This is a genomic window from Actinomadura harenae (assembly GCF_003696215.1).
Taxonomy (GTDB): domain Bacteria; phylum Actinomycetota; class Actinomycetes; order Streptosporangiales; family Streptosporangiaceae; genus Spirillospora; species Spirillospora harenae.
In genome coordinates, this window is the sequence record NZ_RFFG01000074.1 from 1 (window position 1) to 25682 (window position 25682).

Sequence of the window (25682 nt, forward strand, 5' to 3'; positions counted from 1 at the left end):
GGGCGGAGCGGTCAGCCCCGCGCCGTCCACGGCCGTGACCCCACCGAACCGGACCGTCACGCCCGCCGCCCGCAGCCCCTCGCCGGGGGCCGGCGCGAGCGGCGCCCGCCGCCCGCTCCTCCGCATCGCCATGTGATCTCCATCATGTGATCCAGATCACGACGAGCCTACGATAGCGGCCCGCCCGCCCTCGATCGACCCTCCCGGTCGGAACACGTCGCCCGCTTTCCGCGGGCGCACAGAGCACCCCCGGACGCCCCTCCAGGGTCCGGGGGTGCTCTGCCGTCCAGCCCTCACGGGGGATCGGGCCGGACAGGGAACCGCGCGGGACGGACGCGATGGAGTCGCCGCCCCGCGCGGAGGTCGCTCCTCCTAGACGGGCGCGTCCGCGTCCGTATCGGGATCGGCCCTGGGCGCGATGCGCCGGACCAGCGCGGACGCGTTCAGGTTGTGCTCCGCCTGCGCGAGGCGCGTGAGCAGCTCCGCGCGCGCCGGAGGGATCCCGAAGGCCGCCATGCGGGCCGTCATCGCCTCCCGCGTCGCCTGCCACGCCGCGTCGAGGGCCAGCAGCACCGGCAGCTGGTCGTCCTCGGACAGCGCCTCCATGGCGTCCGCCGACGCGATCGTGGTCACGACCGCGCCCACGATCTCCCTGGACGCCGCGTCCCCCTCAGGCCACGCGTCGGACCACCGGCGCGCCCACATGGCCATGATGACCGGCACGAGAACGGCCGGATCGGCGAACCTGCTGTTCCTCATAGCGGGCCTTCCGGGTTGTGTTCATGACACCCACACTCTGACCCGGACGAGTAGCATCGGCCACGCAATGTCTTGCAGGTGTAGCGCCCGAAAGGATCTTGCGATATGCCGCGTCCCCCCGCTGACCTGCCAGACCCCGGCGAAGATCTGTGGGCTTCACTGGCCGCATTGCTACGCCTGCTCAGAGGCCTTGCCGCCTGGTCCCAAGAACAGACTGCGGACGAATGCAACGTTGAGCGCCAGACCGTAGGTGCATGGGAAAAGGGACGAAACAGGATCGCACGGGAGCATTGTAGGAAGCTCGACATAGCCTGGCGGACGGGCGGCGTGCTCGAAGCCCAGCGTCACTATGCCGAGACCTATGAGGGCGGCCCCGTCATTGGTGACTACATCAAGGACGAGAAGGCCGCCAGGATCATCCGGATGGTGACGAACAACGTCATCCCCGGTCTGTTTCAGACCGGCGCTTATGCGCGCGCCCTGTTCAAGGCGCGCGGCATCCAGGAGATCGACGAGGAAGTCCGGAAGTGGCTCGCACGCCAGGCGATCATCAGCGGACGGGGTGCGCCGAACATCACCGCCTTCATCGACCAGGCCGCGTTCCTCCATCCACCCGCGCCGGAGGTCATGGCGGAACAGGTCGGAAAGCTGATCGACCTCGCCGGACTTTCCAACGTGAAGCTGCGGATCATTGAGGAGGGTGCTCCTTGGCACATCGGACTCGACGGGGATCTGACGATATTCAGCGTGAACGGAACGCGGCGCGCGTATATCACCGGCCAGCTCGGGGCCCAGGCGATTACCGGTGCGAACTCGGCTGACCGCCTCGAAGCCCATTGGGAGGACATCAGTGAAATAGCCCTGCCGTCAGACCGAAGCCTGCAACTGCTCCAGATGATCGCGAAGGAACTCACCCGATGACTGACTGGCGCAAGTCCACCCACAGTGGCGGCGACAACCCGAACTGTGTCGAAGCGGCCCGCATCGACGTGCGGACCATCGGCGTCCGTGACAGCAAGAATCCAGAAGGCGGCCATCTGGCCATTGCGCCCAGGGTTCTCAGGGAAGCGCTGGCCTCCTATCTAGTCTCAGAGGATCGCGGCGACTCCTGATCCTCTGGATCTCTGTCGGGCCGATGGCCGGTCGTCGGAAATGAGCCCTCCCCGGTGGTCCGCCGAAGAGGGCTCGTTTCTCCCCTGGATGGGGGACGTATCACTCCGATTCCCCCCGGATCGGCGCCCCGCCGGTCTACGATCTTGGCGCGTGGCCGGGCGGGGGCGCCCTGGCCCGAGGCGGTCCCGAGGAGCGGAGGACGGATGGCTCTGCACGACCCGGCGGCGGAGATCGACACCACGACGCCCAGCGTGGCCCGGATGTACGACTACTTCCTCGGCGGCAAGGACAACTTCGCCGTGGACCGCGCGGCCGCCGACCGGATCAAGGCGGTCGTCCCCGACACCTACGAGCTGGTCTGGGAGAACCGCCGCTTCCTGCGGCGCGCGATCGACCACCTCGCCGGGCTCGGGATCCGGCAGTTCGTGGACATCGGCGCGGGCCTGCCCACCCGGGGCAACGTGCACGAGATCGCGCAGCGGGCGATCCCGGGCGCCCGGGTCGTCTACGTCGACAACGATCATATTCACCCACGTAGTGTGCATGGCAGACAAGCCGTCCGAGAGGAGCACGCCGCATGGGTACCGCCGCCGCGTTCGTTCGGGTCAGCACTGGGAGCCAGGACGAGTCTTCCCAGGTCAGGGTGATTGAGGCGTTCGCGCGTGATCACGGGATCGCTCTCGTGAAGATCTTCAGGCTTAAGGGGTACAGCGCGTCGGCTGGCATGCAGGAACCTGCGCTTCGTGAGGCGATTGGCGATATCGAGCGTGGGATGTACGCGACGTTGATCGTGACGGATTCGTCGCGGTTGGATAGGCGCGAGGATCTGGACGCTCAGGCGGAGATTCTGCTGGCTATCCGGTCTGCGGGTGGTGACGTGGTATCGGTGACTGAGCCGACGTTCGGGAAATCGGACTTCGCGGGGCGGGTGGTCACGCTGGTTGCGCAGCACGCGAACGCGGAGAAGTCGCAGGTGGTGAAGTCCACGACATACCGGGGCGTCACGATGATTCGCGATAACGGCGCGCACCATGGGCACCTTCCCGCGTTCTGGTCTTGCAGGGGTAGGCGTTACTTCAAGCAGGCGTACTGTGCGAACCCGCGAGCAGTAGTCGACATTTATGAGCGGGTGGCCGGTGGCGAGTCGTTGTCGTCGGTGGCGCGGATATACGACCTCTATCCGAACAGCATCCGGAACCTGTTGCAGTTCGCGGCGAATCACACGGGTGTGGCGGAGTGCTCTTACACCTATCGGGGCGCTACGGAGACGTGGACGCATAAGGTGACGCCAGTCGTTGATTCGGCGTTGTGGTGGCGGGCTCACAGAGTTCTTGAGGCGAACCGGGCGGGCTCTCGGGTGAACAGGGGTGGGCGTCCGGTGGCGCAGCCTTCTAACTGGCTCTCGGGGGTTCTCGGGTGTCCCGGTTGTGGGGGGCGGCTCTACATTCACGGTGGCACCACTCCGGCGGGGAATGCGCGGACGCCGAAGCTCCGCTGCGGGGGGATCGGGAAGAAGCGGCTTTCGTGTGGGAGGTTCGGGAATGTCGACGCGCTTCCCGTGGTGGAGTTGGTCGACAGGATGTTCGGGAACGACGCAACGGATGTGCTGGCGTTTCAGCGGGTGTCGGGGAACGCCCATGAGAAGGACGCGTTGAACGCGGAGTTGCGGAGGATTCAGGCGCGACTCTCGGCGACCGAGGATGACGACGAGTTGGACGCGTTGGTCGCGGAGCGGAAGGCGGTCAAGGCGCGCATTTCTGCGTTCGCGGTTGTGCCGGATTCCTTTGATTACGCGCCCACGGGTCAGACGGTGGCGCAGATGTGGGGGGAAGGGGATGATGCGGTGCGGCGGGGTGTGGTCATCGCGGTGCGCGATTCGTGCGGGTTGAGTCTCACGGCGGATGGGGGCGGGCCCCGTGTCACGATCGGCCATTCGGGCGCGGATGGGCATGAGGAGATGGGCGGGATCGTGGATCTGGGCAACGGGCTCTGTTTCCGTCTGAGGACGCCTGAGACGCCCTGAGAAGCGCCTGGCGAACGGAGAGGCCACCCGGTACGGGGAAGTACCGGGTGGCCTCTTTCGCGTTCTATGCGGGCCCGGGATCGATGTCGGGTGGGTTGGGGTCTGCGGGAGCGGTGGCGGGTCCGACGATCACGATCCGGCCCGCGTTGATGTGTGCGATGACGGCGGGGAGCCGGAATTGGTCGGCGGTGATGTACACGTACTCGGGCCCGTCATCCTCTGGAAGGCGCTGAGGGCCGCTCTGGGGGGCGTTCTCCTCGGGGGTGGTCATGGCGTCGGCCTTGACGTGCCCGGGGCGCGTGCGGAGCGTTCAGCCGCATGCGCTCGGTCGGCGAGATAGCCGACCTTCGCGTCTAGGTCGTGCACGCGGGCCGCGATGCCGAAGATCACGCCGAGGTATTCGAACCAGACTCGCGCCAATGCCAGCCACAGGATTCCGAGCAATGGCGCGAAGGTGTAGATGAGTGCGGGGATTCCCCATCCGATCCACCGGATCGTTTGCAGGCCGTGAGCGATCCAGAATCCCGCGAGGACCGCGCCGCCGGTCATGGCGACCACGACGCAGTATCCGGCGCGGAGTATGCGGGTGGTGACGTAGTGGCTGAAGTCGGCCGACATCAGCAGGCGCGCCGTTGATTTGCCGCGCCGCCGGTACGGCGGGGTGGGGGCCCTGGGGGTCATGGCATTTCCTGGTTGAACTTGCCGAGGATGCGGGTCGCTAGGCGGTCGGCTGTTTGTTGGGCGTGGTGATGGCGGTCGGGTGCCTCATCCCATTCGAGGGCGAGAATGACGTTTCCCCGCATGAAGTAGTCGTCGATGAGCGCGCAATATCCGGTACGCCAGTGAATGTTCAGGCAGTGAATGCTCTGCGACCGCCGGTACATTCGCCATCCGTCGCGGACGGTCGTGGTGGTGTGCGCGGGCCGTTTGCATGTGATCGCGGCGAATCCGGCCCAGTCGGTTTCCTGTTGCACGGGGTCGGTGTAGGTGATGACGGTTTCCACGGCCCGGTATCGCGGTGGCTTGTTCTTGGGGGTGTCGGCCCATTCCGGGTACTGCCACCACCACGATTGAAACACGCGGTTGTAGGTGACGTGCCCGGGTTTGGCGTTGCTCGCGAGCGGCTTCCGCGACCAGTCGCAGGAGGGAAGCACATCGTTGTTCTTCGGGGGGCGCGGGTTGGTGTCGGACGCTTTGAGTTCGTACCGTATGTCGGCGGTTTCGCGCATTTCGGCGAAGGTGAGGAGATGGGTACGGGCGTAGGCGGGGGTGATGGTGGGTGCGGTGATGCCGCAGCCGTTCAGATCGCACGGGGACGGGCGGGGGTGAGCGGCCGTCTCGGGGGCGGGTGAGAACCGGCCCCGGGCCCCGTGGTCACCGGTGGAGGTCAGTCCCCATAGGGATGCTCCGATGAGGAGAGGAGCGAGGATCAGCGCGGGGAGGATGCGCGTTCCCCAGTAGGCGATTCGCCCGTGAGCGGCGATGCGGATGCGGTTCATTTCTCGATTTCCCTGCTGCCGGTCGAGCCGATTTCGGGGAAGAGGTTGCGGGTGTGTTCGCGGGTGGCGGGGTGGGTGATCTCGTGGTGAATGGACAGGATCACCAGGCCGATTTCCAGGGCCATGCGGAATGTGAGGGTCGCGATCACCCATGCGGGGACGACGGCGACGATTCCCAGAATGCAGAGGAAGGGGCCGATGTGGGGTTCGGCCACGATCCACGCAGTGACGGCGAACCCGGCGACAAGGGCCGTGAATCCCTGTGTCACGGCGTGGAGTTCACGCGCGAAATGCGGGGAGGTGATCCGGTCGAACGGGGCGTTCACGTACTCGGCGAGAGTCCGTGCCGTTTTCAATTCTTCACTCTCCCCAGGTTTCGCGCCGGTAGCGGCGGGCCGCCGCCGTCTCGGCGTTGTGCCGTGCCATGTATTCGCGTGTGATCGCGGTCGCGACGTAGGCGACGGGCCCCATTTCGTGGGTCACGGTGTAGTGGTGCCCGTTGTACTGGTATTCGGGCGTCTCGCCGAGGATCGCGGCGATTCGGTCGATCTCCGCGCGTTCCGCGTCATCGGTGTCGCCGATGACGGGGTAATGGATCTCGACCCGCATCGGAACAGGCAAGTCCATTCGCCGTTCAATGAGCGAGGCGAGATTCCGGAGACCTCCGGCGACCGCGATGCGGTACACCAGGTTGATTCCGGGTTCGGCCGGGTTGTCGCGGGTCATTGCCTCTCCTCCGGGGCGGGGGTGGCCGGGGTGCCCGCGAACGCGGCTAGAAGGGCCGCAGAGTCGCGGAACGGCATCACCTGAATGAGATGCTGAGCGGTGGGGCCCATGCGCGTCACGGCGCGCCTGAGGACGGGTACGCGGGAATGGTCGAGTGTCGCGAGGAGGACGCGCGGCATGTGGCCGTTCGGTCCGGTCGCGCCGCGTTGCGCGTAGTCCAGGTACCGGGTGAACTTCTCCCGGACCCGGGGAATGCTCTCGGTGCCCGTGTCGACCTCTATCCACCAATCGTGGAAGAGGTCGGTTCGAGGGACATCGACTTTCACATAGGCGTCGGGGCGGATGAATCCTCCGGTGCCGTTCGGCCACCAGCATCGGGGTTCGGTCGTGAAGTCGATGAGACCGAGCGTCCCGGCCGTCTCGGCTTCCCGGCATTGCACGTAGAGTTCCGTGACGAGAATGCCATGCCAATTCAGCCAATTGGCGGTGGGTGATTCTCCGGACCTTATCTCGGAGACCGGGAGCCCTTCGCGCATGCGCATGAGTCGGTATGCGGCCGGGTCGAGCGAGATAATGCGCTGCGCGGAACCCCTGAGGATTCCGCCCACGGCTCCACCGTCCGCCACGACGGCCCGCCATTGAATGAGGCGGCGGAGAACGTATTGTGCAGATCGCTGCGCGCTCGCGAGTTCCGCGAAATGGAGTCGCTGGATTTGTCGCCCTGTCGCGCAATTCATGCGGTAAAGGGTTTCGATGATGGCCCAGTCTCGGGGGGTGAAACGGGCATCAAGCCAATTTGCTCTCCGAATCAATTGAGAAGGGGGGAGAGGGGGGCGAGCGGAATGGGGGGAGTTGGGGGGTTGGGGGGAAGGGGAAGAGGAGGAATGGGGGAGGGGCCGGGAGACAGTAGGGAGAGTCGGCTGATCGTTGGGCTCCTGAGGGTCGCTGACCTGGGCAAACGCCCGTGCCCAGAGTTCAGCGACACGAAAGCCGAGACGAAAGTCGAAGCGAATGCCGGGGCGAACGCCGAGACGAATCCCGGTCCCGTTTCCGATGGCCTCAACCATCGACCTCACCGCCTTTCCTGCCCTGTCCGTAGGGGTGGGGTGGCCCGATCTCTCGCGCGTTGCCTGTCAGGCGTTCGGTGATGCTCTCTTCGATGGCGCTACGGTCTATTCCGTGACGTTTGAGGACGTGCGCCGCGACCAGTGCCGGGTCGTAATGTGACTCGGGCAACTCGAACGTTTTCCCGGTCACCGGAGAAACGGTCCGCCCGCCAATGCAAGGGCGCATAGCTATTTCGTAGGCCCCGAGGCCGGCAAGGTCACTCCGGTCCATTGGGGCGAATCTCCGAGCCATTTGGTTCGCGTCGCCGTACTCCATTTGGAAGCAGATCTGAGTGCGGACCGTACCGAGGATCGCAGACTCAATCTCGGGCGTGAGTTGATCAAGGTACTGGTAGGCGAGAGTGAGTCCCCATCCGAGCCCGCGAGCCTGCGCCAGAATGTCGGCGAGTTCTCGCCCGGCCGCGAACTTCAGAATGTCGGGGAACTCGTCCAGATAGCCCCACACGGGCCTACGCAAGTGCTTGGGGATCGTGGTCCGGTTCAGGCATTCCTGCCACAGCGACGCCACGATCAGCGACCCGAGGAGCATGGCTGCTTCTGGGCCGATGACTCCCTTCGACAAGGGAACAAGAAGCACTTTCCCTTTGCGGAATATCGACCCGAGGTCGACGCCTTCTGATTGGCCCAGCATGAGCCGTAGCGGAGTCCGCACGGTGAACGCGCGGAGTTTGTTCATGGTGGGGCCGGTGACCTGAATCCGTTCCGCTTCGCTCATGGTGTCGTAGGTGGCCCAGAACTGCCGCACAGCGGAGCCGATCCGAGCGTTCCTGAGAACGGTGCGCCGGAATTCGTCATTGGTGAGCAGTTCCGGAATCTCCACGAGCGTGTACGCCGATCCGTCGGGCGCTTTGGCGGCCACGAGCGTCAGGAGAGCGTTCCTGACGACGTCGGCCGTCCGGGGCCCCCACGAAGACCGCCACAACTGCGCGAAGATGTGCACGACGCGATCGACCACGAGTTCCCGCGACAGTTCATCGCGGCCCCCCTGTAGGAGGTTGAACCCGACAGGGGAGTGCACTGCGGAGGGGTCCATCAGGATCACGTCGTCTACGCGGTGTTCGGGAATTCGCGCGAGGACATCGGAGATCAGGTCCGATTTCGGATCGAGTACTGCCACGCCGTATCCGGCTTCGATGTCTTGGAGGATCATGTTCGCCATAAGCTCAGATTTCCCCGCCCCGGTCGGAGCCTGAATTGTCGTGTGCCTCAGCCGGTCGTCCGGCTGGAGAGTCAGCACGCGCCCCCGCATTCCGGGATAGTTGCTCTCGGCCACCACCAATCCCGTGTTCCGCATCTCGACGGGAGCGGGAAGGGCCCGCGCGCTACCCGTCGCCAATCCCGGGACGCTGAGCCCATTGGTAGGGAAACCGATGAGAGCCGCAGCTTCCGCAGCGTTCAGCAGGCACGGCCACGCGCCGATCAGCGGGAGCGACCGGGGATACACGCGGCCCGCCACATACGCCGACGGCAGGAAACGCCGCACGAGCGCCGTACCGGGCGCGGACAGCGCGCCCATACCCGCGAGCACACCCGACATCAGCAGGGCCGCACGCGCCTTCTCAGGGGCCGATACCGCGACCCTCCCGCATGCGTCCAGAAGCGGATACGACTGCTTCTCGCGGAAGTCCCGGACCATGGCGGGAGACGCGTCGCCTTTCAGGCGGATATGACGTGTCGCGCGAATGGTCCACTGAACGCGGACGACCTCTCCGGGCCCCAGCGGATAGAGGATGGACAGGACACCCGCTATCGCAGCCGTGCCACGGTCGGCAGCCAGCGGACGCCACGCGCGCGAGGAACGCAGCTCCCGCGCTAGCCGCACCGCCGGACGGCCTTTCAGATACTCGCCGTCTTCCTCCACCCGGATTCCCGGGAGGGTCGCCGAGAGCATCGTCACCGCGCGGGGGCCAAGCGTCGAAGGCACAAGCAGGAAATGCCCGATCCCGCGCGGTGACGCGTTGATCTCGAACACAAGCGGCCGCCGCCTTGTCGACCCCGAGAGCACCGAAAGAGCGCGCGACACATCATCAATGTCGAGATCGGACGGGAGACGCAGACGGAACGCCAACAGGTCGCTTCGCCACGCTCGCGATGCCCACATCTGATAACCGAGTTCCCCGAGGAACACGATGAGGCACACCGTGGTTATCTCGATTGCCGGAGCCCACATCATCGACGGCCCCCGAATCAGTACCGGCGGCGGCGGATGAACAGCCCGACGAACACGATCACCAGGATCGCGCCGCCCACCAAAGGCAGGAACGGAACGAGCCACCGGTAGGTCAGGTTCGCCAGATACGCCACGATCGGGATCGCGATCAGGATCGCGAGAATCCGCGTCCAGATCGACCGGCGGTAATACATCCCCATGCGAAAGCCTTCCCTTCGTTCTGCCGAATGCGACCCTCCAAGCGTCGCCGGAATTTCCGCCGGGAAACAATCAGCCAACCCGCCGAATCCACGCCCGAACCCTGCCGGGAACCCCGCTTTCGTCTCGCACGTGAACCGCTTACTTCCTGCGGCCCGCCAGCCGCAGCACTGCCGAAAATCTGCTATCACCGCAGGTCAAAACGCCATGACAGGGGTATGAAACCCTCGTGACAGAAGCGGGCAGAGCCACGTAGGGTCACGCAGATCCGATCAACCGTTCGACCATTCGAGGTGATCAGCAGAGAATCCAACCGCGTTCGCGCAGGTCAGGCGGGGTCTCGGGGAATCCCGCCGTCCAGCCGGGCAAGTGAGACGGAACCGGCAAGCGGCTTCCGCAGTCATACAAAGGCAGCGATCCCCTCTGGGGCAGGGGATCGGAACAACGACCCATCACACCCGCTCCCGGCATGTAGAGAGGTAACGGGGGAAGTGCACCAGCCGCAAATGATTGACGTCAATCGGCTCTACTCCCACCTGCACGAGGTCGTTCGCTACGGAGTCCGCGCCAATGCTCTCTACGAGCACGGACGCCCCCTCATCGACCTAGTCGCCCCCTCCGACGACCATTCAGAAGAGTCCTATTCACTGCGAGCGCTTCTCACCGAGGAAGTCATTCGCCAGGGAATCAACCGTGAAAGCGCCACCGACGCAGAAGCACTACGGATCACGCTCGCAGTGGACGGCACGTCCAGCGTCCTCCGGAAGCTGGAAACGCGCAGGAGGGAAGCCGCACGCATCTACGGGGTACTCCCCAACAGTTTCCGGATGCACCACGAGCCCGCACTCCTGCGAGATCTGGCATTCCAGATCCTCGCGCTCCTCATCTCACGGCCACAACCGGACGACCACCCCGACGCCATGCCCACGAGTCACCCCGGAATGACACCCTGACGCAATGACTTACAGACGCGGTGACAGAGTGACGGCCCGCCGGTCACTCGGAATGGGATCGGTCGCCAAAGGCGCGAGCGGAACCGTCCTCGGCTCATCATTCCTGGGGAGCTACACAGTCCGTTTCGGCGGTCGAACGCTCCACAACATCAGCCGAGACGACCTCAACGCACACGCCGTCTCGGGGCCCCTAGGGGCAGGCTGCAACCTGATGCTCACCGGGTTGGGGACTATCGCCTTAGCGGCCCTCATCGGCCGTCACGGACGCCCTCAGAGCCGCGTGTAGCCGCATAAACGAAAGAGCCCACCCGGCGTTCACGGCGGGTGGGCTCTCGCATTCCAGGGTCAGGCGTTACGCCCCTCCGGGGACCGGTAGGACGCCAGCGCCGTCCGCAGAACTTCAGCGCTCACGGTGATATGACCAGCGTCGGGGTTCTTGCTGTCACGAACGCCAATAGCATCCGCAGCGAGACGCCTCATCTCGACACAGTTTGCGTTGTTGCCGCCACTGTATGTGGACTTGCGCCAGTGCATCATTCAAACCACTTCCTTCGCGATCATTTTAAGGAGTTGCAGGCTTTTACTTGATGACAGGGCTACTTCACTGATCTCCTCCCAAATAACCTCAAGGAGGTCGCCGGATTTGGCGCTCGTGACCGGTAGGGTTCCGAGCTGTCCCCCGATGTATGTGCGCTGCGCCCCGTTCGCCGTGAAGATGGTGAGGTCGCCATCGAGCCCGATATGCCAGTTCGCTTCCTTCTCGATGATGCGAATCCTCACGCATGGGAGTTGAGCTAGATCGATGAGCTTCTCAACTTGCTCCGGCATCGTTACGCGCGCTGGCGGATGGAAGAATGCGGCTTGGTCGATGATGGCGGTGATGTTCGGCGGGTTCGGGCCTCTGAAGATGGCCTGACGCTCCATCCATTTCCGAACCGCTTCGTCGACCTCATTTATGCCCCGCGCCGTAAAAAGCGCACGCGCATAGTCGGCAGTCTGGAAGAGAGCCGGGATGACGTTGTTCGTCGTGAGGCGGATGACCCGGGAAGTCCTCTCATCCTTGATGTAGTCGCCGATGACGGATCCGCCTTCGTACATGTCGGCGTAGTGGCGCTGCGCTTCGAGTACCCCTCCGGTTCCCCACGCCCTGTCGAGTTTTCGGCAGTGCTCCCGTGGAACCCTATTTCGGCCACTTTCCCATGCGCCTACGGTTTGTCGCTCGACATTACATTCGTCGGCGGTCCGCTCCTGCGACCAGTTCGCGAGTCTCCTTAGTAGGCGTAGCTGAGCTGCGAGTGACGACCAAAGATCGTCGCCGGGATCTGGCAGGTCAGCGAGTCGAGGCGGCATGCTGAGAGATCCTTTCGGAGCTACTTCTGCACGACATTGCATGGTCATGCTACTCGCTCAAGTCCACAGTGAGGAGACCTCAAAGAGGCCCGATTCCAGCGATCAAGAAAGGAGGACGAACGTACCCACGGGCACGAGACATGCCGACACCCGGCAATCGCGACACCTCTCGGGAGGATCTATGCGACTCGGACGGCGGCACGAGGGGCGGCATACTCTCCGCTCCTTGTCCGCCCAATCAGCAGACGCCAGCAGCCAGAGAACCGATCGAAATGAGCGGACGGAGCGCGTCAAGGCACTCTCCGACCTCGCAGACGCGTGCACGGTCTCGGGATTGCGCGTCCAATGGTCCCCGCTCCGCCCCGGGACGTTCCGCCACCTTCGTGTTTCCCTACTCGGCTACCCGTCAGTGACGGTGCGCGCCGATTTCGTCGACGGTGAATGGCAATACGTGTGGAATGCCGGTCGCGATGAGAACCGGGCAATCGGCCCCGTAGACGACGTTCCACGCGTCGTGAACACGATCTGGTACGTGCTCAACCGAAGGGGGACGTGATGCTTCACGAGCACAACCCCGACGAGATCCCCGACACCCTTGCCAGAACGGCACCCCCATCCGTGTTGATATCGGTGATCGCCGAGTCGTGGGAAACGGCATGGGTGAGCGACCGACCGAAGCACCTTCACATGGGATCGGTCATCAGCGCTCTCGCCCGTGCCGATGCCCAAACGGAACTCGCGGATTCGGAGAGCATGCCGATCACGGATGCGCTCGACGTCGCGTGGACCTCCGTCGAACGACACTGGTCGCTGCGGATGAAGTCGTACGGATTCCTCTCGGATTCGATCAAATCCGTCCGGATGAGCGCGCGTATGGACTTCATCGATCTGATGCGCAACGTGGCCAGTCGTCTCGGGCCCGTTCCGCCCGAACCAGAACCCGGTCCCGCGCGGTCGGCGCAGCGCCCCGCGCCGCCCCCAAGAGCCGGAGACGGCATCTAGCAACCCGGCGCGCTCGTGCTGGCTGGCATGACCCGCGAGCGCGCTTTCCCGGTCCGTTCACGCGTTCGTCATCCGCGTGAACGGACCGCGCGGGCCCGCTCCCTCCCCTGGTGGGCGGGCCCGCGCCACAAGCCCGTACAACGTGTCCAGCGATCGAGAAGGAGCCCGGAAGTGAACAGTGCCAAGCCGAACGGAACGCTCAGGGTCACGACGTGGAATTTGCAGAATGGAGGACTGGATAGGCCAATGGATATTGGTGGAGATTCTCGACTGAATGGCATCATCGACCGCATCTCGGCCGCCGGTCCGCAAGACGTCGTCTTCTTGCAGGAATGCCGCTGGGGCGCGCTGTCTTCACGGCGACTCTACGAGACGGCCGCGAAGCTGGGAATGCCGGGATGGGGGTACCTGGTTCCCGCTCCCAGGTTCGGATGCGATCTCGCCGTCTTCGTGCGGCAGAGCGACAGTTTCCACGTCGTGCAGGAGCGCCACGAGAGCGGACTCACGCCCTGGTATCACGCCCTTCTGAGGGTTGAGACGACGTTCCGGAGCGCGACCGGACAGACGCACCGGATCGACCTGTGCGGGCTGCATTTCGCGCCCAGCGCTCCCCGGATCCGGGGAGACGAGGCGGAACAGTTCAATCTTCTGGGAAAGGTCGAGGTGATCGCGGCGGGCGACTTCAACGCTCGCGCTATCGCCGAACTTCCCTTCCCCGGGGGACTGAACCTTGCCCTCCCCAAAATCGCGAGGAAGCTGGACACGACACCGGCCGAGACCATCAAGACGGCGGGATTCGCCGACGTCGGTGAATTGGCTGGTGATCTGACCCCCACGGTCGGCCACGACTTCAGTAACGGCCGGGCCGTCCCGCATCGCGCCGACCGAATTTACACCAACAGCAAGGGGGTGGATGTGCTCGACTACTCCGTTCTGTCCGGCGCGCTCGACAACGGCGGCCGGTTGTCCGACCACGACGGCGTCACCGCGCATATCCGGATCTCCGGATGACCGGCAACGACGAACGCGGCGCAGCGCACACAGCCGCATTGGCGGGAATGGCGCGCGGCCATGGGCTGACCGTGTCGGAGCTGTCCGGCACCCGCTTCCGGGTATCGAGCGGACCGGAGACGCGCGCATGGGAGATCCACGCGCGCCCCCGGCCTGATGACGGGGACCGGTGGTGGTTCTGCCGGGGAAGCGCCGCGTGGCTCTGCGAGGCCGACAATCCTGCCGACGCACTTATGCAGATCAAGGGCGCGTTGCACCAGGTCAACCCGCACGAGGGACCCGGCTCACCGCCGACGTAGTCCGCCGTCCCGCGAGGAAGCCCCTGGAACCGAGCTTGGTTCCAGGGGCTTCCTCGCGCTACAGCCCGGCGTGTGCACAACCTGACTTGCTTCGATCCGATCGTCCTCGCGCACGGCCGGGCGCTGCTCGCCGAGAACAGCGGCACCACGGTCATCCGGGCCGACCTGCGGCACCCCGAGAGCATCCTCGGGCATCCCGAGCTGCGCGAACTGGTCGACCTGTCGCAGCCGGTGGCGCTGCTCCTGGTCGCGATGGTCCAGTTCGTCCCGGACGAGGACGACCCCGAGGGCCTGGTCGCGACCTACCGCGACGCCCTCGCGCCCGGCAGTCACCTGGTGCTGACCCACCTCACCGACACCGGCACCGACCCGGCCGGACGCGCCGCCGCCGAGGCCGTCTACTCCGGCGCGAGCTCGCCGCTCACGTTCCGCTCCCAGGACCGCGTCGCGGGGTTCTTCGGCGACTTCGAGCTCGCCGATCCGGGCGTCGTCCACGCCTGCGACTGGCGTCCGGACGAGGAGGCGGCCGAGTACCGCACGGACTGGCTCCTGTCCGGCGTGGCGCGGAAGTCCTAGCGGCTCGGGAGCTGAGATCCACCGGCCCTCCGGGCGGGTAGGGTCGATGGTTTCGCCATCGACCACTCTCCGACCGGAGGTCTGTTCGCATGCCCGCAGAGATCATGCCCGACGTCCTGACCGCCGAGCGCGCCCACCTCGCGGCGGCGCGCGAAGCCCTGCGCAGGATGCGCGAGCACGCAGCGAGCCTGTCGGCCGACATGGCCGCCGACTGGGTCTCGCGCAAGTACCTGGAAGCGCTGCTGGACCAGCGGGTCGCCGCGCTCGCCGACCACCCCGACACGCCCCTGTTCTTCGGCCGCCTGGACCGGGACGCCGAGCAGGCCCGCGAGAGCCCGGACGACGAGCCGGGCGCGTCCCGGGAGTCCGGCGACCCCGACGAGGGGGCCGGGCTCCCGATGATCTACGTTGGGCGGCGGCACGTCCACGACGACGGCGGCGACCGGCGGCCCCTCGTCCTGGACTGGCGCGCCCCGGTCTGCCGCGCCTTCTACCAGGCGGGCCCGGCCGACACGATGGGCTGGCGGCTGCGCCGCCGGTTCGGGTTCCACGGCGGCGAGCTGACCGCGTTCGAGGACGAGCCGCTCGACGCGCCCGTCCACACGTCCGCGCTGCTCACCGCGGAGATCGAGCGTCCGCGCACCGGCCCGATGCGCGACATCGTCGCGACCATCCAGCCCGAGCAGGACGTGATCGTCCGCGCTGACCTCGGCCGGACGGTGTGCGTGCAGGGCGCGCCCGGCACCGGGAAGACCGCCGTCGGCCTGCACCGCGCCGCCTACCTGCTGTTCACCCACCGCGAGCGGCTCGCCCGGTCCGGGGTGCTGATCGTCGGGCCGAACCGCGCGTTCCTCGCCTACATCTCGTCCGTCCTGCCCGCGCTCGGCGAGGTCCGGGTCGACCAGGCCACCGTGGACGACCTGCTCGGCGCGCCCACCGGCGCCGAGCCCGCCGGGGCGTCCGCCGTCAAGGGCGACGCCCGGATGGCCGAGGTGCTCCGCAAGGCCCTGTGGCGGCACATCCGCAAGCCCGAGGAGGGCCTGGTCTACACGAGCGGCGTCGCCAAGTACCGGGTCGCCGACCACGAGGTGCGCGAGATCGCCGCCGGGCTGCGCGGCACGACCCGCTACGCCGCCGGGCGCGACATGTTCGCGCAGCGGCTCGCGCACCGGATCCTCGTCCAGATGGAGCGGCGCGGCGGGGCGCCGGACGACCGCGTCCAGGACCAGGTCGTCCGGTCGCGTCCGATGAAGGCGCTGCTCGAGGCCGTCTGGCCCAAGGTCACGCCCGAGATCGTCCTGCACGGCCTGCTCGCGGACGCCGACACGCTCCACGCCGCCGCGCGCGGCGTCCTCACCGACGAGGAGCAGGCCGCGATCCTGTGGCCCAAGCCGCCGCGCTCGCACCGCTCCGCGAAGTGGACCGCCGCCGACCGCGCCCTCCTGGACGAGCTCGCCGACCTCATCGAGCGCACCCGCTCCCTCGGCCACCTGGTCGTGGACGAGGCACAGGACCTGTCCGCCATGCAGCTGCGCTCCCTCGGCCGCCGCTGCGCCGCCGGGTCCGCGACCGTCCTCGGCGACATCGCGCAGGGCACGACGCCCTGGTCCGCGCGGTCCTGGGACGAGGTGCTCGGCCACCTGGGCCAGGAGGGCGAGGTCACCGAGCTCGCCGTCGGGTTCCGCGTCCCCGGCAGCGTCCTGGACTTCGCGGCCGGGCTGCTCCCGCACATCGCGTCCGGCCTGGCCGCGCCGCGCTCGCTGCGTCCGGGGACGGGCGCGCTGACCGTCCGGCGCACCGACGCCCTGGAGGAGGACGCGGCCGACACCGCCCGCGGTCTGCTGGAGCTGGAGGGCACGGTCGGGCTGATCGTCCCGGACGCCGCCGTCCTCGCGTACTCCGTCGCCCTCGCCGCCGCCGGGGTCGAGCACGGCGTCCTCGACACGGAGTCCACGGGCGAGGACGAGCGGCTCCAGGTTGTCCCGGCCACGCTCGCCAAGGGCCTGGAGTTCGACCACGTCGTGGTGGCCGAGCCCGCCGCGATCGCCGCCGCCGAGGAGCGCGGCCTCGCCCGGCTCTACGTGGTGCTGACCCGCGCGGTGACCTCCCTGACCGTCCTGCACGCGGAGCCGCTCCCCGACCAGCTGCCCGCGGCGCCGCACGCCTGACGCGCGCCGCCCCGTTGACGGCGCGGGTTCGCTGACGGCGCGGGCTCACCGGCGGCGGAGTTCGCCGACGAGCGCGGGTTCGTGACGGGCGTGTGGGTTCGCCGACGGGCGCGGGTTCGCCGGCGGGCGCGTGGGTTCGTTGACGGGCGTGCGGGCCGCTCCCTAGGGTGACGCGTACCGACCGGTTGGTATGTCCCCTGCGGAGGTTCGTCCGTGAGCACAGCACCGCCCGGCGCGGAGGAACTGGAGCGGCGCGTCGCCGCGTTCCTCGCCGCGCACGACCCGGCCGCCCTCGAACCGCTCGCGTTCCTGCGCGCGAGGTTCGACGCCGGGCTCGCCTGGGTCCACTTCCCGGAGGGACTCGGCGGGCTCGGCACCCCGGTCGCCCTCCAGCGGGCCGTGGACGAGGCGTTCGCGCGGGCGGGCGCCCCGTCCCACCGTCCCGAGGCCAACGCCATCGGCCTCGGGATGGCCGCGCCGACGATCCTGGCGTTCGGCACCGAGGAGCAGAAGCGCCGGTTCCTGCGCCCGCTGTGGACGGGCGAGGAGATCTGGTGCCAGCTGTTCTCCGAGCCCGGCGCGGGCTCGGACCTCGCCGCGCTCGCCACCCGCGCCGTCCGCGACGGCGACTCCTGGACGGTGAACGGCCAGAAGGTCTGGACGTCCATGGCGCACGAGGCGCGCTGGGCGATCCTGGTCACCCGCACCGACCCGGACGTCCCGAAGCACCGCGGCATGACGTACTTCGTCTGCGACATGAGCGCGCCGGGCGTCGAGGTCCGGCCGCTGCGCCAGATCACCGGCGAGGCCGAGTTCAACGAGGTGTTCCTGACCGACGTGGCCGTCCCGGACGAGCACCGTCTCGGCGAGGTCGGCGACGGCTGGCGGGTCGCGATGACCACGCTGATGAACGAGCGGGTCGCGATCGGCGGGAGCGCCGCGATCCGCGAGGGCGGGATGATGGGCGTCGTCACCGCCCTGTGGCGCGACCGTCCCGAGGTGCGCACCGCGGCCGGGCACGACGAGCTGATGCGGCTGTGGGTGGAGAACGAGGCCGCACGGCTCACCGGCGAGCGCCTGCGCCAGCAGCTCGCGGCCGGGAGCCCCGGCCCCGAGGGATCGGCCGCCAAGCTCGCCTTCGCCCGCCTCAACCAGGAGATCTCCGGCCTGGAGCTGGAACTGCTCGGCTCCGAGGGCCTGCGCTACGACGACTGGACGATGCGCCGCCCCACCGAGGTGGACTTCACCCGCCGCTCGCCCGGCTACCGCTACCTGCGCGCCAAGGGGAACTCCATCGAGGGCGGGACGTCGGAGATCCTGCGCAACATCGTCGCCGAGCGCGTGCTGGGCCTGCCCGGCGAGATCCGGGTGGACAAGGACGTCCCGTGGAAGGACCTGCCGAAGTGACCGACCTGCTGTACGGCGAGATCGAGGACGACCTGCGCTCCGGCCTGCGCGGCATGCTCGACGAGCGCTGCGCCTGGCCGGACGTCCTCGCGGGCACCGGGAAGGACGAGCCGTCCGACGCGTCCCTGTGGGGGGTGCTGACCGGGTTCGGCGTCCTCGCCCTGCCCGTGCCCGAGGAGAAGGGCGGCGCCGGGGCGACCTGGCGTGAGACCGCCGTCGTCATGGAGGAGCTGGGCCGCGCGGTCGCGCCCGTCCCCTTCCTGACCGGCGCCGTGATGGCGACGGCCGCGCTGCTGGCCGCGGGCGACGAGCTCCTGCCCGAGGTCGCCTCGGGGGAGCGGACGGCCGTGCTCGCCGTCCCGTTCGGCACCGCGCCCGACGCGCCGCTCCCGGACGTCGCCGTGTCCGGCGGCCGCCTGACCGGCGAGATCCGCGACGTCGCGGACGCCCTGACCGCCGGCGTCCTGCTCGTCCCGGCGGCGGGCGCCCTCTACGCCGTGGACGCCACCGAGGTCACCCGCACCCCGGTGACCTCGCTGGACATGACCCGGAGGCTCGGCGACCTCACCCTCGCGGACACCCCCGGACGCGTCGTCGCGACCGGCGACGAGGCCGTTCGCGACGCGCTCACGGCGGGCGCGGCGATGCTGGCGTCCGAGCAGCTCGGGCTGGCCGAGCGCTGCCTGGAACTCACGGTCGCCTACCTCAAGACGCGCTACCAGTTCGGCCGTCCGCTCGGCTCGTACCAGGGGCTCAAGCACCGTCTCGCCGACCTCTGGACGTCCGTCACGCAGGCCCGCGCCGTCGCCCGCCACGCGGCGGCCTGCCTCGCGACCGGCGACCCCGACCTGCCGGTCGCCGCCGCGCTCGCGCAGGCGCACTGCTCGCAGGTCGCCGTCCGCGCCGCCGAGGAGTGCGTCCAGATGCACGGCGGTATCGGCTTCACCTGGGAGCATCCCGCGCACCTCTACCTCAAGCGCGCGAAGGCCGACGCGATCGCCCTCGGCACACCCGGCCGCCACCGCGCCGCCCTGGCCCGCCTCGTCGACCTCCCACCTGCCTGATCTCACGGCCTGACCTCGGCCGGGTTCCGCGCCCAGGGGTCAGACGGCGGCGAACGCGTCCAGCTCGGCGCGGGTCGGCGGATCCGCGCCGGGCCGCGTGCAGGTCAGCGACGCCGCGCGGACGGCCGTCTCGAGGACGTCCGCGGGCACGCGGGCCAGCGCGTCCCGGCGGTCCGGCCCGAGCAGGTCCGCGTCCCGCAGCCCCGCCAGGAACGCCGCGGAGAACGCGTCGCCCGCGCCCACGGTGTCGACGACCTCCACCGGCGGAGCGGGACGGTGTACCTCCTCCTCGCCCAGCAGCGTCGCGCCGCCCGCCCCGTGCGTCACGACGACCAGCGCGGGACCGAGCGCCCGCCACTCCCGCGCGACCTCCAGGGGGTCCGCGCCCGGGTGGAGCCAGGCGATGTCCTCCTCGCTGGCCTTCACCACGTCGCTCAGCGCCACCTGCCGCGCCACACGGGCCAGCTCGCGCGGCCGGTCGCCCATCAGCGCCGGCCGCATGTTCGGGTCGAACGACACCGTCGCGACCGGACGCGCCGCCGCCATCACCGCCTCGACCCGCGCGGGCCCGTCGCCGAGGGCGGCGGCCAGCGAGCCGGTGTGGAGGGCGACCGTGCCGTCCGGCAGCGGCTCCTCGGCGGGCTCCCACGACAGCGCGAAGTCGTAGGACGGGACGCCCGCGTCGTCCAGCGTCACGACGGCCATGCCGGTGAACGGCGACGGCTGGACGACGACCGAGACGCCCGCGTCCCGCGCGTGCCGGGCCACCAGCCGCCCGAAGGCGTCCGCGCCGAGGCCCGTGACCAGCGACGACGGGACGCCGAGCCGCCCGAGCCCGACCGCGACGTTCGCGGGGCTCCCGCCCGGGACGGCCCGGAAGAGGCGCTCGTCCCCGGCCGGTGCCAGGTCCACGAGCGCCTCGCCCAGAACGGTGACGCGGCTCAACAGGTCGCCTTGTACAGGATCTTCTGGATGTCCGGCTGGCTCAGGTTGTCCTTGGTGACGACCGTGGCGTCCGTCGGGATGGACGGCGTGACCGTCTCCTTCTTCACCGCCGCCACGGCCTGCTGGACGCCCTTGGCCCCGATGTCGCCGGGCAGCTGCGCGACGAGGGCCTGCACCACCCCGTCCTGAAGCTGCTTCACCTGCGCCGGGCCCGCGTCGAACCCCACCATCTTCACCTTCCCGAGCTTGCCCGCCTGCTGCAGCGCCGACCCGGCCCCGGTCGCGGAGTTCAGATTGGTGGCGAACACCCCGGCCAGGTCGGGGTCCTTCGCCAGCGCCGCGTTGACGATCTTGCTGGCCTCGGACACGTCGTTGTGCGAGTACTGCACGCCGATGTACTTCACGTTCGGATGACTCGCCTTGATCTCCTGCTCGAATCCCTTGATCCGCGCATCCACCGTACTCACTCCCGGATCGGTGGAGATCACCAGCACCTTGCCCTTGTCGCCGATCTGCTTCGCCAGGGCCGTCGCGGCGGTCGCGCCGCCCTTCACGTTGTCGGTGCTGATCCGCGACACGCCGATGGACGGGTCGTCCACGACCGTGTCCACCAGGACGGTCTTGATGCCCGCCGACTTCGCCTGCTTCAGCGGCGCGATGAGCGCCTTGGTGTCGGTCGGCGCGATGAGCATCGCGTCGGGCTTGCTCGCCACGACCGAGTTGACGATCGGGGTCTGCAGGGTCGGGTCGAACTTCTGCGGGCCCTGCACCTTCAGGTCCACGCCCATCGCCGCGGCCTGCCGCTTCGCCCCGCACGCCATCGTCTCGTAGAACTCCTCGCCCGCCATGCCCTGGACGAGCGTGATCCTGATCTTTCCCCCGGACCCGGATCCCGAGTCCGAGCACGCCGTGGCCGCCGCCGCGACCAGGGCCGCCGCCGTCAGCACGCCGATCAACCTGCGCATGGTTCGCCTTCCTGTGGGGGGAGAGGGGGGAAGTGGTCGCGTCAGTGGTCGCCCGCCCGGCGGCGCCACTGGTCGAGGTAGACGGCGACGATGAGCACCGCGCCGACGACGACCTGCTGCCAGAACGGCTTGACCCCGAGGATTTGGAACCCGTTCTGGAGCACGGCCGGGATGAACACGCCGATGACCGTGCCGAGGACGGTCCCGACCCCGCCGAACAGGCTCGTCCCGCCGATCACCACGGCCGCGATCGCCTGGAGGTTGTCGGTCGAGTGCGCCGACACCCCGGTGATCCCGTACTTGGCCAGCGACAGGTATCCGGCGAGGCCCGCCAGCAGCCCGGCCAGCCCGTACACCTTCACCAGCTGCCGTTCGACCCGCACACCCGCGCGGCGCGCCGCCTCGGTGTTCGAGCCGATCGCGTAGGTGTGCCGCCCGAACCGGCACTGCGCCAGCAGGACGGCCAGCGCGACCGTCACCGCCGCGGAGATCCACACCAGGTCCGGGACGCCGAGGTCCTTGTCGAGGCCGAGCCCGAGGTTCAGGCGGCTGGACGCGCGCAGGTCCACGCCGCCGGTGATGAGCAGCGCGCCGCCGAGCGACATCCCGAGCGTCCCGAGCGTGACGATCAGCGCCGGGATCCGCCCGTACGCCACGACGAACCCGTTCAGCGCGCCCCACGCCAGCCCGGTCGCGACCGCGGCCAGCGGTCCGAGCCACAGCGCCGTCCCGGACTCCGCGCCCACCGCGCTCATCGCCTTCGCCGCGGTCACGGCGGAGAACACCAGCACCCCGCCCACCGACAGGTCGATCCCGGACGTCACGATCACGAACGTCATGCCGATCGCGAGCAGCAGCAGGATCGCCGCGTCGCTCACCAGGTTGAGCAGGTTGAAGCTCGTCGCGAAGCTGTGCGGGCGCAGCACCCCGAACACGACGACCATCGCGGCCAGGATCAGCGCGATCCACACCACCTGGCTGCCCGCGACCCGCTCCAGGACGGCCCTGCCCCGGACGTCCTCGCGGCGCGCGCCCACCGGCTCGCCGACCTTCACGCTCATCGGTCCTCCCCGCCCGAGGCCGCGCCGGTCATGGCGGCGACCAGCTCCTCCATCGAGACCGACGCGGTGTCGAAGCGGGCCACGCGGGCGCCGAGCCGGAGCACCTCGATCCGGTCCGACACCGCCTTGACGTCCTGCATGTTGTGGCTGATCAGGACGACCGCGACCCCGGTGTCCCGGACGCGCCGGATCAGGTCCAGCACCCGCCCGGTCTGGACGACGCCGAGCGCGGCGGTCGGCTCGTCCATGAACACCACGCGCCGCGCCCAGGTCACCGCGCGCGCCACCGCGACGCCCTGCCGCTGCCCGCCGGACAGCGTCGAGACCGGGACGGTGTCGGACTTCAGCCGGACGCCGAGCCGCTCGCACTCGGCGCGGGTCCGCTCGCGCATCGCGCGGTGGTCGAGGAAGCCGAGCCGCCCGAGCATTCCGCCGCGCAGCACCTCCCGGCCGAGGAAGAAGTTCGCGGCGGGGGTGAGCTGCGCGCACAGCGCGAGGTCCTGGTGGACGGTCTCGACCCCGGCCGCGCGCGCCCGCTCCACGCGGTCGAACGCGACGGGCACGCCGTCCATGCGGATCGTCCCGGCGTCCGGCCGCTCCACCCCGGAGAGGATCTTGGTGAGGGTGGACTTGCCCGCGCCGTTGTCGCCGATGAGCGCGACGACCTCGCCCGCGTGGACGGCGAAGTCCGCGCCGCGCAGCGCCTCCACGTGCCCGTAGCTCTTCACGATGCCCGTGGCCTCGAGCAGCGGCGCGTCCATCGTCGAGGCGCCGCGCGGCGCTGAGCGCCGTGGTTCCGAGTGGTGTGGTGCCGGGTTCTGTGGCGCCGCGGTCCGCGGCGGTGTGTCCGGCGGCGGTGTGTCCGGTCCCGCGCTCATCCGGCCTCCGTCTCCTCGGGCGCGGGCGGCAGGCAGCGCAGGACGTCCAGCCCGCGCCCGTGCAGGCTCGTCGGGCCCGCGTCGTACGGCACCAGCACGGTCTGCCCGCTTCGGACCCGCTGGCTTCCGCCGTCGAACCGCAACTCGCCCTCCCCGCGCAGGACGACCAGAACCGCGAAACTCGGCGAGAACACGGTTCCGTCCCCGGCGAGTTCGGCGCGGAAGAACGGGTCGGCCGCCTCCGGCAGGACACGTCGTGCTCCCTCGCCGGTGACGGGCATCTGGTCGCGCGTGCGCACGAGCGCGGCGGCCTCGTCCGGGGTCCAGGCCCTCCGGTCGACGCACTGCAAGGCGACGTCCCAGCCGAGCTTCAGATGCCCGGTCTCGTCGCCGTCCGGCGCGAAACCCTTCCACTCCAGCATGACGCTGAAGTCGGTCGGCTCCTGGAGCTCGACGACGAACACGCCCGCGTCGATCGAGTGCGGGATCCCGGCCGGAATCAGCACCGCGTCGCCGGGCCGTACCCGTACCAGGTTGGTGGCGGAGAGCATCGCGCCGACGTCCTGCTCGGCCGACCACACGCGCAGCCGCTCCTCGGGGATCTCGTCGCGGAACCCGAGCCGCACCCACCCGCCGTCGGGGTCGGCGGTCTCCAGCACCAGCCACGCCTCGGTCTTGCCGAACGCGCTACCGAGGTGCGCCCGCGCGAACTCGCGGCTCGGATGGCAGTGCACCGGGAGCCGCTGCCCGGCGTCCAGCAGCTTGACCAGCAGCGCCGTGGACGGGCCCCAGCGGCGCAGGTGCGCGGGGCCGAGCCACCCGGCCGGGTCGGCGGCGACCGCGTCGGGCAGCGGGCGGCCGTCCGGGAGCACGGTCACCCCGGCGGAGGCGTCGTCGATCCGGCCGGTCGCCGAACCGACCCAGTCCTCGGGACGCCGGTCGTCGGGCGGGCGCACGCCCCGGAACCGGGCGATCGAGGAGCCGCCCCGGTAGAAGTGGCGCGGCTGGTTGGCGGGCAGGGGGAGGGGTCGCACGCGTCGGTCCACCTCTCGGTCGGTGCCGTCGCGCCCAACATCGGCCGGAATGACATCGTTGTCAACACCCGATCGGTCGCCGTGACCGGGCCGTGACCCGGCGGGACCGCGAAACCCCCGCTCGCACCGCGTCTCCGGAACCGGACGATCCGCGCGCGCGGCCGTCCGGTCCGTCCCGGCGGGGATAACGTTGGACCGTGACGAACGAGGACAAGCCCCGCCGCCCGACGATCTCCGACGTCGCCGCGGCCGCCGGGGTGAGCGTCAAGACGGTGTCCCGGGTCATCAACAACGCGCCCTCGGTGCGCCCCGAGGTCACCGAGCGGGTGCTCGCCGCGATCGGCAGCCTCGGCTTCCGCCGCAACCACATCGCGAGTTCGCTGAGGTCGGGGCGGCGCACGGCCACGATCGGCCTCATCATCGAGGACCTGGCCAACCCGTTCTACTCGGCGCTCGCCGCCGCCGTCGGACGGTACGCGCGCGAGCGCGGCACCCACCTCATCACCGCCAGCTCCGAGGAGAGCCCCGAGCTCGAACGGCAGCTGTTCCTCGAGCTGTGCCAGCGCCGGGTGGACGGCCTGATCATCGTCCCGGCCGGCGGCGACCACTCCTACATGCGCCCCGAGCTGGAGATGAACACCCAGGTGGTGTTCCTGGACCGGCCGCCCGCGGGCATCCTGGCCGACAGCGTGCTCATCGACAACGCCGGCGGCACCCGGGCCGGGGTCGAGGAGCTGCTGGAGCGCGGCCACCGCCGGATCGGCGTGATCAGCGACTCCACCACGATCTACAGCGCGCGCGAGCGCCTCGCCGGGGTCCGCGCCACCCTCGCCGAGGCCGGCGTCCCCTACGACGACGCCCTGGTCAGGACGGAGGTCGGCCACCCCGACCAGGCCGCGTCCGCCGCCGCCGCGATGATGCGCGAGGACGACCCGCCGACCGCGTTCTTCTGCGGCAACAACCGGATCACCGTCGGGGTGCTGGCCGAGCTCGGCCGCCGCGGCCAGGACGCCGACCTGCTCGGCTTCGACGACTTCGAGCTCGCCGACCTCATGCCGCGCCCGTTCACCGTCATCGCCTACGACGTGGGCGAGCTCGGCCGCACGGCCGCCGCCCGGCTCTTCGAGCGGATCGGCGGCGACCGCTCCTGGCCCGCCGAGACCGTCCTCCCCACCCGCCTGGTCCGCCGCGGCCCGGGCTCCCGCTGACCTGCTCCGCCCTCCCCGGTCGGCCGTGAACGGTCAAGACCTGGACAACGTTGTCATCGGTATTGCCCGAGGCTGCCGCGTGTTTTCGGCCTGGTTGAGGTTCTTGGTGCTTGATTGGGCCCTTGACGCGCCTGAGGTCGGGCCTC

At 69.0% G+C, this 25682-nt stretch carries 29 protein-coding genes and 1 pseudogene; 13 read left to right on the top strand and 17 right to left on the bottom strand.

The window, feature by feature from the left end:
• Positions 1-372: 372 nt before the first annotated feature.
• Positions 373-759 carry a hypothetical protein gene (locus EBO15_RS30745; protein ID WP_122197973.1) on the bottom strand — a complete coding sequence of 129 codons (387 nt, stop codon included), beginning with the start codon at positions 757-759 and terminating at the stop codon, positions 373-375.
• A gap of 105 nt (positions 760-864) precedes the next feature.
• Between EBO15_RS30745 and EBO15_RS30750 the strand changes: the two genes are divergently transcribed.
• The 4 genes from EBO15_RS30750 (at position 865) to EBO15_RS30765 (ending at position 3895) form a co-directional block, all read left to right on the top strand.
• Positions 865-1680, top strand: coding sequence for a helix-turn-helix domain-containing protein (locus EBO15_RS30750; protein ID WP_122197974.1), 816 nt, complete (start codon positions 865-867; stop codon positions 1678-1680).
• Positions 1677-1871: a DUF397 domain-containing protein gene (locus tag EBO15_RS30755; RefSeq protein WP_122197975.1), complete on the top strand. Its 195-nt coding sequence runs from the start codon at positions 1677-1679 to the stop codon at positions 1869-1871. Before EBO15_RS30750 ends, EBO15_RS30755 begins: the two co-directional genes overlap by 4 nt.
• Before the next feature lie 204 nt (positions 1872-2075).
• Entirely contained in the window at positions 2076-2519 is a 444-nt protein-coding gene (locus EBO15_RS30760; RefSeq protein ID WP_122197976.1) for an SAM-dependent methyltransferase, read from the top strand.
• Positions 2450-3895 carry a recombinase family protein gene (locus tag EBO15_RS30765; protein WP_122197977.1) on the top strand — a complete coding sequence of 482 codons (1446 nt, stop codon included), beginning with the start codon at positions 2450-2452 and terminating at the stop codon, positions 3893-3895. The genes EBO15_RS30760 and EBO15_RS30765 overlap by 70 nt, the downstream gene beginning before the upstream one ends.
• Positions 3896-3959: 64 nt before the next feature.
• On the opposite strand, the gene EBO15_RS30770 is transcribed toward EBO15_RS30765, so the two are convergent.
• From EBO15_RS30770 to EBO15_RS30805, 8 genes are read right to left on the bottom strand one after another with little or no spacing between them, the layout of a single operon-like run.
• Entirely contained in the window at positions 3960-4166 is a 207-nt protein-coding gene (locus EBO15_RS30770; RefSeq protein ID WP_122197978.1) for a hypothetical protein, read from the bottom strand.
• A complete protein-coding gene (locus tag EBO15_RS30775; RefSeq protein WP_122197979.1) occupies positions 4163-4576 on the bottom strand; it encodes a DUF4282 domain-containing protein in 414 nt (137 codons plus the stop codon). Before EBO15_RS30775 ends, EBO15_RS30770 begins: the two co-directional genes overlap by 4 nt.
• Positions 4573-5394 (bottom strand): hypothetical protein, encoded by an 822-nt coding sequence (locus EBO15_RS30780; protein ID WP_122197980.1) that lies wholly within the window; start codon positions 5392-5394, stop codon positions 4573-4575. The genes EBO15_RS30775 and EBO15_RS30780 overlap by 4 nt, the downstream gene beginning before the upstream one ends.
• Entirely contained in the window at positions 5391-5720 is a 330-nt protein-coding gene (locus tag EBO15_RS30785) for a hypothetical protein (protein WP_122197981.1), read from the bottom strand. Before EBO15_RS30785 ends, EBO15_RS30780 begins: the two co-directional genes overlap by 4 nt.
• 34 nt (positions 5721-5754) lie before the next feature.
• Positions 5755-6120: a hypothetical protein gene (locus EBO15_RS30790; protein ID WP_122197982.1), complete on the bottom strand. Its 366-nt coding sequence runs from the start codon at positions 6118-6120 to the stop codon at positions 5755-5757.
• Positions 6117-7187: a replication-relaxation family protein gene (locus EBO15_RS30795; RefSeq protein ID WP_122197983.1), complete on the bottom strand. Its 1071-nt coding sequence runs from the start codon at positions 7185-7187 to the stop codon at positions 6117-6119. The genes EBO15_RS30790 and EBO15_RS30795 overlap by 4 nt, the downstream gene beginning before the upstream one ends.
• Positions 7180-9420, bottom strand: coding sequence for a type IV secretory system conjugative DNA transfer family protein (locus EBO15_RS30800; RefSeq protein WP_147481729.1), 2241 nt, complete (start codon positions 9418-9420; stop codon positions 7180-7182). Before EBO15_RS30800 ends, EBO15_RS30795 begins: the two co-directional genes overlap by 8 nt.
• Positions 9421-9434: 14 nt before the next feature.
• Complete coding sequence (locus tag EBO15_RS30805; RefSeq protein ID WP_122197985.1) at positions 9435-9617, bottom strand: hypothetical protein; 183 nt, start codon at positions 9615-9617, stop codon at positions 9435-9437.
• 504 nt (positions 9618-10121) lie between these two features.
• On the opposite strand from EBO15_RS30805, the gene EBO15_RS30810 reads away from it, so the two are divergent.
• Complete coding sequence (locus tag EBO15_RS30810) at positions 10122-10568, top strand: hypothetical protein (RefSeq protein ID WP_147481730.1); 447 nt, start codon at positions 10122-10124, stop codon at positions 10566-10568.
• A 345-nt stretch (positions 10569-10913) separates the two neighbouring features.
• Here the strand turns inward: EBO15_RS30810 and EBO15_RS30815 are convergent, their stop codons facing one another.
• The 3 genes and pseudogenes from EBO15_RS30815 to EBO15_RS47370 form a co-directional block, all read right to left on the bottom strand.
• On the bottom strand, positions 10914-11105 hold the full coding sequence (locus tag EBO15_RS30815) for a DUF397 domain-containing protein (RefSeq protein WP_122197987.1): 192 nt from the start codon (positions 11103-11105) through the stop codon (positions 10914-10916).
• On the bottom strand, positions 11106-11666 hold the full coding sequence (locus tag EBO15_RS30820; RefSeq protein WP_233616542.1) for a DUF5753 domain-containing protein: 561 nt from the start codon (positions 11664-11666) through the stop codon (positions 11106-11108).
• Between the two features lie 36 nt (positions 11667-11702).
• Positions 11703-11966 (bottom strand): annotated as a pseudogene (locus tag EBO15_RS47370) (helix-turn-helix transcriptional regulator); the annotation flags it as partial.
• Positions 11967-12473: 507 nt separating this feature from the next.
• Here EBO15_RS47370 and EBO15_RS30825 point away from each other — a divergent pair.
• The 7 genes from EBO15_RS30825 to EBO15_RS30850 all read left to right on the top strand — a co-directional run bounded on the left by EBO15_RS30825 (position 12474) and on the right by EBO15_RS30850 (position 19445).
• Positions 12474-12920: a hypothetical protein gene (locus tag EBO15_RS30825; protein WP_147481731.1), complete on the top strand. Its 447-nt coding sequence runs from the start codon at positions 12474-12476 to the stop codon at positions 12918-12920.
• Between the two features lie 171 nt (positions 12921-13091).
• Positions 13092-13931: an endonuclease/exonuclease/phosphatase family protein gene (locus EBO15_RS30830; protein ID WP_158628400.1), complete on the top strand. Its 840-nt coding sequence runs from the start codon at positions 13092-13094 to the stop codon at positions 13929-13931.
• Positions 13928-14230, top strand: coding sequence for a hypothetical protein (locus EBO15_RS43785; RefSeq protein ID WP_147481733.1), 303 nt, complete (start codon positions 13928-13930; stop codon positions 14228-14230). Before EBO15_RS30830 ends, EBO15_RS43785 begins: the two co-directional genes overlap by 4 nt.
• A gap of 72 nt (positions 14231-14302) precedes the next feature.
• The gene (locus EBO15_RS30835; RefSeq protein ID WP_122197991.1) at positions 14303-14806 is read left to right on the top strand and encodes an SAM-dependent methyltransferase; all 504 of its coding nucleotides are present in this window, start codon (positions 14303-14305) and stop codon (positions 14804-14806) included.
• Positions 14807-14895: 89 nt separating this feature from the next.
• Positions 14896-16974: a HelD family protein gene (locus EBO15_RS30840; protein ID WP_122197992.1), complete on the top strand. Its 2079-nt coding sequence runs from the start codon at positions 14896-14898 to the stop codon at positions 16972-16974.
• Between the two features lie 213 nt (positions 16975-17187).
• Positions 17188-18381, top strand: coding sequence for an acyl-CoA dehydrogenase family protein (locus tag EBO15_RS30845; RefSeq protein ID WP_122197993.1), 1194 nt, complete (start codon positions 17188-17190; stop codon positions 18379-18381).
• Positions 18378-19445 (top strand): acyl-CoA dehydrogenase family protein, encoded by a 1068-nt coding sequence (locus tag EBO15_RS30850; RefSeq protein WP_122197994.1) that lies wholly within the window; start codon positions 18378-18380, stop codon positions 19443-19445. Before EBO15_RS30845 ends, EBO15_RS30850 begins: the two co-directional genes overlap by 4 nt.
• A gap of 39 nt (positions 19446-19484) precedes the next feature.
• Here EBO15_RS30850 and EBO15_RS30855 read toward each other — a convergent pair whose 3' ends face one another.
• The 5 genes from EBO15_RS30855 to EBO15_RS30875 all read right to left on the bottom strand — a co-directional run bounded on the left by EBO15_RS30855 (position 19485) and on the right by EBO15_RS30875 (position 24328).
• Complete coding sequence (locus tag EBO15_RS30855; RefSeq protein ID WP_199744910.1) at positions 19485-20390, bottom strand: carbohydrate kinase family protein; 906 nt, start codon at positions 20388-20390, stop codon at positions 19485-19487.
• Positions 20387-21355, bottom strand: coding sequence for an ABC transporter substrate-binding protein (locus tag EBO15_RS30860; RefSeq protein ID WP_122197995.1), 969 nt, complete (start codon positions 21353-21355; stop codon positions 20387-20389). Before EBO15_RS30860 ends, EBO15_RS30855 begins: the two co-directional genes overlap by 4 nt.
• 41 nt (positions 21356-21396) lie before the next feature.
• Entirely contained in the window at positions 21397-22416 is a 1020-nt protein-coding gene (locus EBO15_RS30865; RefSeq protein WP_122197996.1) for an ABC transporter permease, read from the bottom strand.
• Positions 22413-23177 carry an ATP-binding cassette domain-containing protein gene (locus EBO15_RS30870; protein WP_122197997.1) on the bottom strand — a complete coding sequence of 255 codons (765 nt, stop codon included), beginning with the start codon at positions 23175-23177 and terminating at the stop codon, positions 22413-22415. Before EBO15_RS30870 ends, EBO15_RS30865 begins: the two co-directional genes overlap by 4 nt.
• Positions 23178-23290: 113 nt before the next feature.
• The gene (locus EBO15_RS30875; protein WP_233616543.1) at positions 23291-24328 is read right to left on the bottom strand and encodes a class I mannose-6-phosphate isomerase; all 1038 of its coding nucleotides are present in this window, start codon (positions 24326-24328) and stop codon (positions 23291-23293) included.
• A gap of 197 nt (positions 24329-24525) precedes the next feature.
• Here EBO15_RS30875 and EBO15_RS30880 point away from each other — a divergent pair, with 197 nt between their 5' ends.
• Positions 24526-25536, top strand: a complete 1011-nt coding sequence (locus EBO15_RS30880; protein WP_199744911.1) for a LacI family DNA-binding transcriptional regulator — start codon at positions 24526-24528, stop codon at positions 25534-25536.
• Positions 25537-25682: the final 146 nt, after the last annotated feature.

Excerpts from the sequence above, each read along its gene's own strand:
- EBO15_RS30745 (WP_122197973.1), bottom strand. The coding sequence starts at position 759 with ATGAGGAACAGCAGGTTCGCCGATCCGGCCGTTCTCGTGCCGGTCATC.
- EBO15_RS30750 (WP_122197974.1), top strand. The coding sequence starts at position 865 with ATGCCGCGTCCCCCCGCTGACCTGCCAGACCCCGGCGAAGATCTGTGG.
- EBO15_RS30755 (WP_122197975.1), top strand. The coding sequence starts at position 1,677 with ATGACTGACTGGCGCAAGTCCACCCACAGTGGCGGCGACAACCCGAAC.
- EBO15_RS30760 (WP_122197976.1), top strand. The coding sequence starts at position 2,076 with ATGGCTCTGCACGACCCGGCGGCGGAGATCGACACCACGACGCCCAGC.
- EBO15_RS30765 (WP_122197977.1), top strand. The coding sequence starts at position 2,450 with ATGGGTACCGCCGCCGCGTTCGTTCGGGTCAGCACTGGGAGCCAGGAC.
- EBO15_RS30770 (WP_122197978.1), bottom strand. The coding sequence starts at position 4,166 with ATGACCACCCCCGAGGAGAACGCCCCCCAGAGCGGCCCTCAGCGCCTT.
- EBO15_RS30775 (WP_122197979.1), bottom strand. The coding sequence starts at position 4,576 with ATGACCCCCAGGGCCCCCACCCCGCCGTACCGGCGGCGCGGCAAATCA.
- EBO15_RS30780 (WP_122197980.1), bottom strand. The coding sequence starts at position 5,394 with ATGAACCGCATCCGCATCGCCGCTCACGGGCGAATCGCCTACTGGGGA.
- EBO15_RS30790 (WP_122197982.1), bottom strand. The coding sequence starts at position 6,120 with ATGACCCGCGACAACCCGGCCGAACCCGGAATCAACCTGGTGTACCGC.
- EBO15_RS30795 (WP_122197983.1), bottom strand. The coding sequence starts at position 7,187 with ATGGTTGAGGCCATCGGAAACGGGACCGGGATTCGTCTCGGCGTTCGC.
- EBO15_RS30800 (WP_147481729.1), bottom strand. The coding sequence starts at position 9,420 with ATGATGTGGGCTCCGGCAATCGAGATAACCACGGTGTGCCTCATCGTG.
- EBO15_RS30805 (WP_122197985.1), bottom strand. The coding sequence starts at position 9,617 with ATGGGGATGTATTACCGCCGGTCGATCTGGACGCGGATTCTCGCGATC.
- EBO15_RS30810 (WP_147481730.1), top strand. The coding sequence starts at position 10,122 with ATGATTGACGTCAATCGGCTCTACTCCCACCTGCACGAGGTCGTTCGC.
- EBO15_RS30815 (WP_122197987.1), bottom strand. The coding sequence starts at position 11,105 with ATGATGCACTGGCGCAAGTCCACATACAGTGGCGGCAACAACGCAAAC.
- EBO15_RS30820 (WP_233616542.1), bottom strand. The coding sequence starts at position 11,666 with ATGTACGAAGGCGGATCCGTCATCGGCGACTACATCAAGGATGAGAGG.
- EBO15_RS30825 (WP_147481731.1), top strand. The coding sequence starts at position 12,474 with ATGCTTCACGAGCACAACCCCGACGAGATCCCCGACACCCTTGCCAGA.
- EBO15_RS43785 (WP_147481733.1), top strand. The coding sequence starts at position 13,928 with ATGACCGGCAACGACGAACGCGGCGCAGCGCACACAGCCGCATTGGCG.
- EBO15_RS30840 (WP_122197992.1), top strand. The coding sequence starts at position 14,896 with ATGCCCGCAGAGATCATGCCCGACGTCCTGACCGCCGAGCGCGCCCAC.
- EBO15_RS30860 (WP_122197995.1), bottom strand. The coding sequence starts at position 21,355 with ATGCGCAGGTTGATCGGCGTGCTGACGGCGGCGGCCCTGGTCGCGGCG.
- EBO15_RS30865 (WP_122197996.1), bottom strand. The coding sequence starts at position 22,416 with ATGAGCGTGAAGGTCGGCGAGCCGGTGGGCGCGCGCCGCGAGGACGTC.
- EBO15_RS30870 (WP_122197997.1), bottom strand. The coding sequence starts at position 23,177 with ATGGACGCGCCGCTGCTCGAGGCCACGGGCATCGTGAAGAGCTACGGG.